Origin of the sequence: Saccharopolyspora sp. NPDC050389, assembly GCF_040655595.1 — a bacterium.
Lineage (GTDB): Bacteria > Actinomycetota > Actinomycetes > Mycobacteriales > Pseudonocardiaceae > Saccharopolyspora.
In genome coordinates, this window is sequence record NZ_JBFAKG010000111.1 from 20,794 (window position 1) to 29,243 (window position 8,450).

An 8,450-nucleotide genomic window follows, 5' to 3' on the forward strand; every position below is an offset into this window, starting at 1 on the left:
CCGTGACGATCACCGTGTTCTGCAACGCGTCGACTTTTGGGCTGCTATAGCGACCCAAAAGACTCACGGCCCCGGACTTGCGGAAACACTGCTCGGCGGGTCAGTCGAGGGCGATGTCCTTGGTCTCCGGCATGCGGTAGGCGACGACGGCGCTGATCACCAGCAGGATCACCGCGTAGCCGAGGAACACGTCGCCGCGGCCGCTGCTGGCCAGCCAGGTCTGCAGGTACGGCGCGCTGCCGCCGAACGCCGCCGTCGCGATGGCGTAGGGGAAGCCGGCGCCCGCCGTTCGCATCCGGGTCGGGAACAGCTCCGCGTACACCGTGGGCATGATCGCCGGGCCCGGCGCGATGACGAGCAGCGCGATGATCATCGCGACCGCGAACTGCCAGATCTGGTCCCGGATCAGCCAGCTCAGCGGGTAGATGACCACGGCACTGCCCACGAAGGACAGCAGCAGCACGGGTCTGCGGCCGATGCGATCCGAAAGTGCCCCGAACAGCGGCAGCACCAGGATGAACACCGCGTTCGCCAGGGCGCCGACCCACAGCGCCGAGGACGGGTCGAGCCGGTGGACGCTGATCGCCTGCGCGGGCGCGGAAACCACCCAGGTGTAGAACACCACGGTGCCGCCGACGGTCAGCCCGATCACTCGCAGGCAAGCGGTGCGCTGCTCCCAGAAGCTCCGCCACAGCGGCGGTCGGCTGGTCGCCCGCTGCCGGTCGAAGACCTGCGTCTCGGCCAGCCGCAGCCGCATCACGAGGGTGTAGAGCCCAACGACGCCGCCGAGCAGGAACGGCACCCGCCAGCCCCAAGCGCTCATCGCGCCCGGCGACAGCACCGTCGTCAACGCCGCGGCGAGCGCGGAGCTGGCCAGGATTCCGCAGGTGCCCGAGGTGTAGACGAGGCTGGACCAGAGCCCGCGCCGGCCTCGCGGCGCCATCTCCGCGACGTAGGTCTGCACCGCGGGCATCTCGCCGCCGTGCCCGAGTCCCTGGCACAGCCGGGCGACCACGAGCAGCAGCGCCGCGCCGATGCCGAGCGTTTCGTACGTCGGCGCGACGCCGATCAGCAGGCTGCCGCCGGAGGCCAGCGCGATGGAGCCGACCATGGCGCTGCGGCGGCCGATCCGGTCGCCGAACCAGCCGAACAGCAGCCCGCCCAGCGGCCGCATCAGGAACCCGACGGCGAAGATCGCCAGGCTGGACAGCACGGCGCTGGTGCTGTCGTGGGCGGGGAAGAACTGCGCGGCGAAGAACGGTGTGAAGACGGCGTAGGCGTTCCAGTCGAACCACTCCAACGCGTTGCCCGCGCCGGTGCTGACGATGGTTCGCCACTTCCGAGGCTTCGTGTGCTGATCGGTTTCGGCGGTCAAGGCCGCCTCCGGGCCAGGCGGCGGATGGCGAGTTCGGTGTAGAGCGCGGCGCCGTCGGCGAGCACGCTGTCGTCGAAGACGGCGAACGGCGAGTGGTTGTCCGGCGCGGTGGCCGGATCGCGGTCCGGCGGGCACGCGCCCAGAAAGATGAACGCGCCCGGAACCTGTTCCAGCACGCGGGAGAAGTCCTCGCCGCCGGTGACCGGGCGCTCCAGCCAGGAGAACCGGTCGCCGTGCGCGTCCGCCGCGACCTGCGCGGCGAACTCCGCCTCGGCGTCGTCGTTGATCGTGGCGCGCACGTACTCGCTGATGTCCACGTCGACCTCGACGCCGTGGGCCGCCGCGATGCCGTTGCACACGGCGGCGATGCCATCCCACACCGCGTCCCGCGCGGACGCGGAGAACCAGCGCAGCGAGCCGTCGAAGACCGCTTCACCCGGGATCACGTTGCCCGCGTTGCCGGAGTGGAAGCTGCCGATTGTCAGCACCAGCGTCTCGAACGGATCGACGGTGCGCGCGACCAGCGCCTGCAGCGCGCCGACCATTTCGCAGGCCGGGGCGATCGGATCCTTGGCGCGGTGCGGGGTGGAGCCGTGGCCGCCCGCGCCGCGCACCGTCACCCGGAGCAGGTCGCCGCCCGCCATGAGCGGGCCGCGCCGGGTGACGAAGGTGCCGAGGCCGTGGCGCGCGGCCATGACGTGCATGCCGTAGGCGGCCACCGGGCGTGATCCGGAGGCCTTCAGCACGCCTTCGGCGATCATCTTCCCCGCGCCGTCGCTGCCCTCCTCGCCGGGCTGGAACATCAGCACCACGTCGCCGGCCAGCTCCGCGCGCCGTTCGGTCAGCAGCCGCGCGGCGCCGACCAGCATCGCGGTGTGCAGGTCGTGCCCGCAGGCGTGCATCCGGCCGTCGATCCGGGAGGCGTAGTCCACGCCGGTCTGCTCGGCCACGGGCAGGGCGTCCATGTCGGCCCGCAGCAGCACCGTCGGGCCCGGGCGCGCGCCGCGCAGCACCGCGGTGACGGAGCTCAGCCCGCTGCCGGTGGTGATCTCCAGCGGTAGTCCGTCCAGTGCGGCCAGTACTTTCTCCTGGGTGCGCGGCAGATCCAGCCCGATCTCGGGTTCGGCGTGCAGCTGCCGCCGCAACCGCACCAACTCGTCCTGCAGCTCGCGTGTGGACAACGGCAGTCTCCTCGCCTCGTGATCACGTCACGGTCAGGATGACCGCCCGGCACCCGTGGAACATCAGAATGTCGGGAAACCGTTGCGGAGGCGCGGTTGCGTGCGGGAAATCGATCAGGACAGCGACAGGCCGAGCTCCTGGAGCGCTTCCTGCAGCCGGGTCAGCGCCTTCGGGCCCATGCCGTGGAGTTTCTTCAGCTCGGCGGCCGGAACGCCGTCGAGCTGCCGGAGCTCGGTGTAGCCGGCCGCGTTCAGCGCCCGCGTCGCGGGTGCGCCCACACCATTGGGAAAGCCGGAGTCCGCCATGCCCGGATGGTAGCGCCACCCGGCCGGCGCCTTGTGTGCCAGATCACCATTACGTAGGCTGCGCGCATACCGACTGGTCGGTACCAGCTGTCCGGGCGGCGCCGCCGTTCCCCGAATCGACGGAGTGGGCATGGGATTCAACCTGGCGACGATGCTGCGGGAATCGGCGACCGAACGGCCCGAAGCGCCTCTGGTGCACTTCGGCGCGCGATCCATCGCTTACCGGGAGGTCGACGAGCTCAGCGGGCGCGTCGCGGCCGGGCTGCAGGCGGCCGGCCTGCGCCGCGGCGACAAGGTCGTCGTGCACCTGCCGAACGTGCCCGAATTCCTGTTCGCCTACTTCGGCATCCTCAAGGCCGGTCTCGTGATGGTGCCGCTGAACCCGATGCTGCGGGCGCCGGAGATCGCCTACCACCTCACCGACAGCGAAGCCTCGCTGCTGATCACCTTCGAGTCCTTCGCGGACGAAGCCGTCAAGGCCGCGGACGGAGTGCCCGTCTACGTCGTCGGCTCGGCCGCTCCCGGCGGCACGAAGCCATTCGAGGAGCTGTGCGCGGCCGAGAACACCGGCGAGATCACCGCCGTGGAGGCCGACGACACGGCGGTCGTGCTCTACACCAGTGGCACGACCGGTCAGCCGAAAGGCGCCGAGCTGACGCACTTCGAGCTGTTCATGGCCTGCACCGTCGGTGGCGAGCGGTTCGGCGTCTCCGCGGACGACGTGAGCGTCGTGGTGCTGCCGCTGTTCCACGTGTTCGGCCTGGTCACGGTGCTCGGCCCGGTGATCCGGTTCGGCGGGTCGGCGGTGCTCATCACCAAGTTCGACGCCGGAGTCGTCCTGGACGCGATCGAGCGGCATCGCTGCACGATCTTCTCCGGCGTGCCGACGATGTACTTCGCGCTGCTCGGCGAAGATCTCGCCGGCCGGGATCTCGCCTCGCTGAGGGCAGGGATCTCAGGTGGGGCGGCGATGCCCGAGGAGGTGCTGCGGGAGTTCGAGCGGAAAGTGCCGGGCATCGTGGTGCTGGAGGGCTACGGCCTGTCCGAGACCGCCGCCGTCGCGACGTTCAACTGCAGCGCGGCGGAGCGCAAGATCGGCTCGATCGGCCGGCCGCTGTGGGGCGTCGAGGTGAAGATCTTCGACGAGGACGACCGCGAGCTGCCGCCCGGCGCCGAGCACATCGGCGAGGTCGTGATCCGCGGCCACAACGTCATGAAGGGCTATTACAAGCGCCCGGAGGCGACCGAGGCGGCGTTCCGCAGCGGCTGGTTCCACACCGGCGATCTCGGCTACCGCGACGAAGAGGGCTACTTCTTCGTCGTCGACCGCAAGAAAGACCTGATCATCCGTGGTGGCTACAACGTCTATCCACGCGAGGTCGAAGAGGTGCTCTACGCCCATCCCGCGATCCGCGAGGCGGCCGTGATCGGCAGGCCCGACGCGCGCATGGGGGAGGAGATCGTCGCGGTGGTCGCGCTGCAGCCGGGGAGCAGCCCGGACGCCGACGAGCTGATCGCCTTCAGCCGCGAACACCTGGCCGGGTACAAGTGCCCGCGCGAAGTCCGGGTCCTGGACGAACTCCCCAAGGGACCGAGCGGCAAGATCCTCAAGAAGGCCCTGCGGCAACGTTGACCGGGCGGATTTCGAGCGAAATCGCCGCCAGCCTGGGATGCCGGGCCGTCACATCTTCGCCGCGCCGGCCTTGATCGCTTCGCGGATGCGGAAGTACGTGCCGCAGCGGCAGATGTTGCGGATTCCGTCGATGTCCGCGTCGGTGATCTCGCGGCCTTCCGCGGCGGCCCGGCGGACCAGCGCCACGGCGGCCATGATCTGGCCCGGCTGGCAGTAGCCGCACTGTGCGACGTCGTGGTCCAGCCACGCCTCCTGCATCGGGTGCAGGTCCTCGCCGCCGAGCCCTTCGATCGTCGTGATCTCGTCGGTGGGCCCGACGTCCTTGACCGGCACGGAGCACGGGTTGAACGCCTTGCCGTTGAGGTGGCTGGTGCACGCCTTGCAGACGTTGATCCCGCAGCCGTACTTCGGCCCGGTCACGCCGAGGACGTCGCGCAGCACCCACAGCAGCCGCACGTCGTCGGCGACGTTGACGGTGACCTGCTCACCGTTGAGTCGAAAGGTGTGCTCTGGCACGGGATCTCCTTGGCGTCAGCGCGCGTGGTCGAGGCCGTCGGTGGGCGACTGCGGGATCGGCGGGACGGTCGGTTTGGGCTCGAAGCCGAGGGTGCCGTGGTTGATCGGGAAGCTGGTGGGCATGCTCCCGGTGGCGCGCCCGTAGGCGCAGGCGACCGCGGCCATCGACGCGGCGACGCCGAGTTCGCCGGCGCCGCCGGGCTCGCCGGTCGTCGGCGGCATCACGATCACCTTCAGCTCCAGCGGGGTGTTCCACTGCCTGGTGTAGAAGTAGTTGTCCCAGCTGGCTTCGAGGAAATGCCCGTCTTCGAGGTGCAGGCTGGAGGTGAGCGCCAGGGCGATGCCGTCCATGATGCCGCCCATCATCTGCGCTTCGAGCCCGCGCGGGTTGACCGCGAGCCCGACGTCGACGGCGAAGATCGCCTTGGTGACGCGCGGCCCGGCCACGCCGTCGCGGATCGGGCGGTCGACGGTCTCCGGCCGGCAGTCGATCTCGACCAGCGCCGCCGTCACGCCGTGGTATTCGGCGTGGAAGGCGATTCCCTGCGCCGTGCCCGCGGGCATTTCCCGGCCCCACCCGCCGGCCTCGGCCACCTCGTCCAGCACGGCCCGCGAGCGGTCGTCCTGGAGGAAATCGCGCCGGAACCGGTAGGGATCCTTGCCCATCTCCGCCGCGAGCCGGTCGGCGATCAGCTCCCGGGCGCAGGTGACGTCGGGAGAGTAGATGTTGCGCATGCTGCCGGTGTTGAAGCCCTTGTCGGTCTCGTTGAGCAGCTGCGTGGCAACGCCGAAGTCGTAGGGCATCGACTGGGTGAGCTGGAAGATGGTCTGGGCGAACGTGAAGTCGCCGACGGGCAGCTGCGCCGACATGGCGGTGAGGACCTCGCCGAGGCCGTGCCCGAAGTCGGTGGCGACGCTGGTGTGCCGCTGCTCGTAGCTGAGCACGGTGCCGCTGGCGTAGCCGACGCGGACGCGCGACGTGGCCATCGGATGCGTGCGTCCCTGGCGGGCGTCGTCGGCGCGGTGCCACATGAGCTTCACCGGCTTGCCGAACCGCTGCGAGATCTCGGCTGCTTCGAGCGCGGCGTCGAAGAACAGCTTGCGGCCGAAGGAACCGCCGCCGTCGACGACGTGCACGGTGACCGCGCCGGGCGGGAGGCCGAGCTTGGCGGCGATGGTCTGCCGGGCGACGATGGGCGACTTCAGCGCGCCCCAGATCTCGGCCCGGCCGGCGCGGACGTCGGCGACCGCGCAGTTGGGCTCCAGCGCGCTGTTGCCGCGGAAGTAGAAGGTGAAGTCGCCGTCCACGGTGCTGGTCAGCGGCGGCACCGCGAGCGGCAGCTCGGCGGACTTCAGCTCGCGGAGCACGGTGTCGTCCGATTTCCCTTCCGCGCTACCGGGATTCCACGTGACCCGCAGCGCCCGCACGCCGTCGATGCACTGGCCGAAGGTCTCCGCGCGGACCGCGACGCCGGTGGAGACCACGGCGACATCGGTGACGCCCGGCATGGCGCGAACCTCGGCGAGGTTGGCCACGGACTCGACGGTGCCGTTGATCGTCGGCGGCCGGCACACCATCGTCGGCTTCGCGTCCGGGATGTCGAGGTCCATCGCGAACTTCTTGCGCCCGGTGACCGCCGCGACGGCGTCGGTGCGGTTGTGCGGCTTGCCGATGACGTCGAACTTCTCGCGTGGCTTGAGCTCGACGGGCACCTGCTCGGTCCGCGTGCTCGCGGCCTTCCCGGCCAGGGCGCCGATGCCGATGCTGCGGCCCGCGAGATCGGTGATCACACCGGCCTTCAACGTCAGGTCGGTTACGACGGAGCCGAGCTCGATCGCGGCCGCGCGCAGCAACCGGCCCTTGGCGACGGCGGCGGCGATCCGGATCGGGGTGTAGGTCGAGATGGTCGTGTTCGAGCCGCCGGTGAGCTGGTTGAACAGCAGCTCCGGCCGGGCATCGGCCAGCGTGACCCGGACGTTCTCCAGCGGCACGTCCATCTCCTCGGCGATCAGCATGGCCGTGGAGGTGGTGATGCCCTGCCCGACCTCGGCGCGAGGCAGCGCGAAGGAGACCGTGCCGTCGTCGTTGATCGCGACGGTGATCAGGTTGGAGGTCGGCCGCGCGGCCTCCGTCAGCAGGTCGTTGAGGTCGAACAGCTCGGCCACGCCTGGCGACGGCACGGCCGCCTCGGCGCGCTGCGCGAGGCCGAGCTCGGCGGCGGCCACCAGCGTGGGAGCGGCCAGCACGTAACCGAGAAACCGCCGCCGCCCGAGGACGTTCGCGCCGGATTCCTGGGATCCATGATCAACAGTGGTCATCGGCGATCCCCTCCGCCAGGCACCCCGTTGGGCCCGGCAACCGAACGCGAGCCGAGCAGACGGCGCAACGCCGTTCAGCCAGCGGAACTGTAACGACGATCAATGTCGAGGTCAACGCCGCAGGCCGCGGGCACCCGCCGCCCGCACCCGTGCGTACTTTGTGCTGCTATAGCAACACAAAGCACGCACGGGTCGGTCAGGCTTCCGGAACCCGCACGGCGGAGAAGAACAGCCGGTAGCGCAGCCGGAAGCCCATCGACTCGTAGAGCCGGATGGCGTTTGTGTTCGACGCGACCGTGTGCAGCAACGGCTTCTCGCCCCGGGCCCGGATACCGGCGACGACGGCGCCCATGAGCCGGGTGGCCAGGCCCTGCCCGCGGAACGCCGGATCGGTGCAGACCGCGCTGATCTCCGTCCAGCCGGGCGGGTGCAGCCGCTCGCCGGCCATCGCGATGAGCTGGCCGCCACGCCGGAACCCCAGGTACGTGCCGAGCTCGACGACGCGCGGCAGGAACGGCCCGGGCTGGGTGCGCTTGACGAGGTCGAGCATCTCCGGCACGTCCGCCGCGGTGAGCCGCACCGCCTCGTCGTCCTCGACGCCGACCACGCCGTCGTCGACCAGCTGCACGCCGGGAAGCTGCTCCACGGTCTCCCAGCCGCGCGGAGGCGTTCGCGCCCGCCCGGAGAAGGCGACCACCGCGCCCGGCCCGGCCAGCGCCGCGACGTCCCGCCAGCCGTCGTCGCCGAACTCGTCGGGAATCGCCAGGAAGGGCGCCATGTCGACGGGGTAGCGCAGCACCTGCCCGTGCTTCTCGGCGAAGCCGGCATGCGGGCCGGTGAGCGAAGCCCACGCGGGATTGTCGAGCGGCGAAGCGGTCATCGGCCACTCCTTCCGGCACTGAGTTCCATGCCACCACTTTTTCGCGCAACGTCGCGCGGTTCAAGGATCCTCTTGCGGTATCACCACGTGAGAATCCGGTTGCGCGGAATGCCCCAGGTCGCCCGGGGTCGTGAGTGGTTTGGGGCGCTATAGCTTGTTGTTTAACCTGTGCGGTTTTGGTGTTGTTGGAGGGTGAGGTCGCGTTTGATGGTCTTGCCGACGTCGTGACGGGTGGCGCGA

Annotated in this window: 7 protein-coding genes; 1 reads left to right on the plus strand and 6 read right to left on the minus strand. The window is 70.3% G+C overall.

Features of this window, described 5'->3' with window-relative positions; translation table 11 throughout:
• Nucleotides 1-100: 100 nt before the first annotated feature.
• The 3 genes from AB0I53_RS42805 to AB0I53_RS42815 all read right to left on the minus strand — a co-directional run bounded on the left by AB0I53_RS42805 (nt 101) and on the right by AB0I53_RS42815 (nt 2,862).
• A complete protein-coding gene (locus tag AB0I53_RS42805) occupies nt 101-1,375 on the minus strand; it encodes an MFS transporter (protein WP_358615137.1) in 1,275 nt (424 codons plus the stop codon).
• A complete protein-coding gene (locus AB0I53_RS42810; RefSeq protein ID WP_358615139.1) occupies nt 1,372-2,556 on the minus strand; it encodes a M20 family metallopeptidase in 1,185 nt (394 codons plus the stop codon). The genes AB0I53_RS42805 and AB0I53_RS42810 overlap by 4 nt, the downstream gene beginning before the upstream one ends.
• Before the next feature lie 114 nt (nt 2,557-2,670).
• Complete coding sequence (locus tag AB0I53_RS42815) at nt 2,671-2,862, minus strand: DNA-binding protein (RefSeq protein WP_358615141.1); 192 nt, start codon at nt 2,860-2,862, stop codon at nt 2,671-2,673.
• 130 nt (nt 2,863-2,992) lie between these two features.
• Between AB0I53_RS42815 and AB0I53_RS42820 the strand changes: the two genes are divergently transcribed.
• Nucleotides 2,993-4,495, plus strand: coding sequence for a long-chain fatty acid--CoA ligase (locus AB0I53_RS42820; RefSeq protein ID WP_358615143.1), 1,503 nt, complete (start codon nt 2,993-2,995; stop codon nt 4,493-4,495).
• A gap of 48 nt (nt 4,496-4,543) precedes the next feature.
• Here the strand turns inward: AB0I53_RS42820 and AB0I53_RS42825 are convergent, their stop codons facing one another.
• The 3 genes from AB0I53_RS42825 to AB0I53_RS42835 form a co-directional block, all read right to left on the minus strand.
• Complete coding sequence (locus tag AB0I53_RS42825) at nt 4,544-5,011, minus strand: (2Fe-2S)-binding protein (RefSeq protein WP_358615145.1); 468 nt, start codon at nt 5,009-5,011, stop codon at nt 4,544-4,546.
• Between the two features lie 15 nt (nt 5,012-5,026).
• A complete protein-coding gene (locus AB0I53_RS42830) occupies nt 5,027-7,330 on the minus strand; it encodes a molybdopterin cofactor-binding domain-containing protein (protein ID WP_358615147.1) in 2,304 nt (767 codons plus the stop codon).
• A gap of 196 nt (nt 7,331-7,526) precedes the next feature.
• Complete coding sequence (locus AB0I53_RS42835; protein ID WP_358615149.1) at nt 7,527-8,210, minus strand: GNAT family N-acetyltransferase; 684 nt, start codon at nt 8,208-8,210, stop codon at nt 7,527-7,529.
• Between the last annotated feature and the right edge of the window lie 240 nt (nt 8,211-8,450).

What these genes read in the sequence shown, in the direction of transcription:
- AB0I53_RS42815 (WP_358615141.1), bottom strand. Translation starts at nt 2,862, where the DNA reads ATGGCGGACTCCGGCTTTCCCAATGGTGTGGGCGCACCCGCGACGCGG.
- AB0I53_RS42820 (WP_358615143.1), top strand. Translation starts at nt 2,993, where the DNA reads ATGGGATTCAACCTGGCGACGATGCTGCGGGAATCGGCGACCGAACGG.
- AB0I53_RS42830 (WP_358615147.1), bottom strand. Translation starts at nt 7,330, where the DNA reads ATGACCACTGTTGATCATGGATCCCAGGAATCCGGCGCGAACGTCCTC.
- AB0I53_RS42835 (WP_358615149.1), bottom strand. Translation starts at nt 8,210, where the DNA reads ATGACCGCTTCGCCGCTCGACAATCCCGCGTGGGCTTCGCTCACCGGC.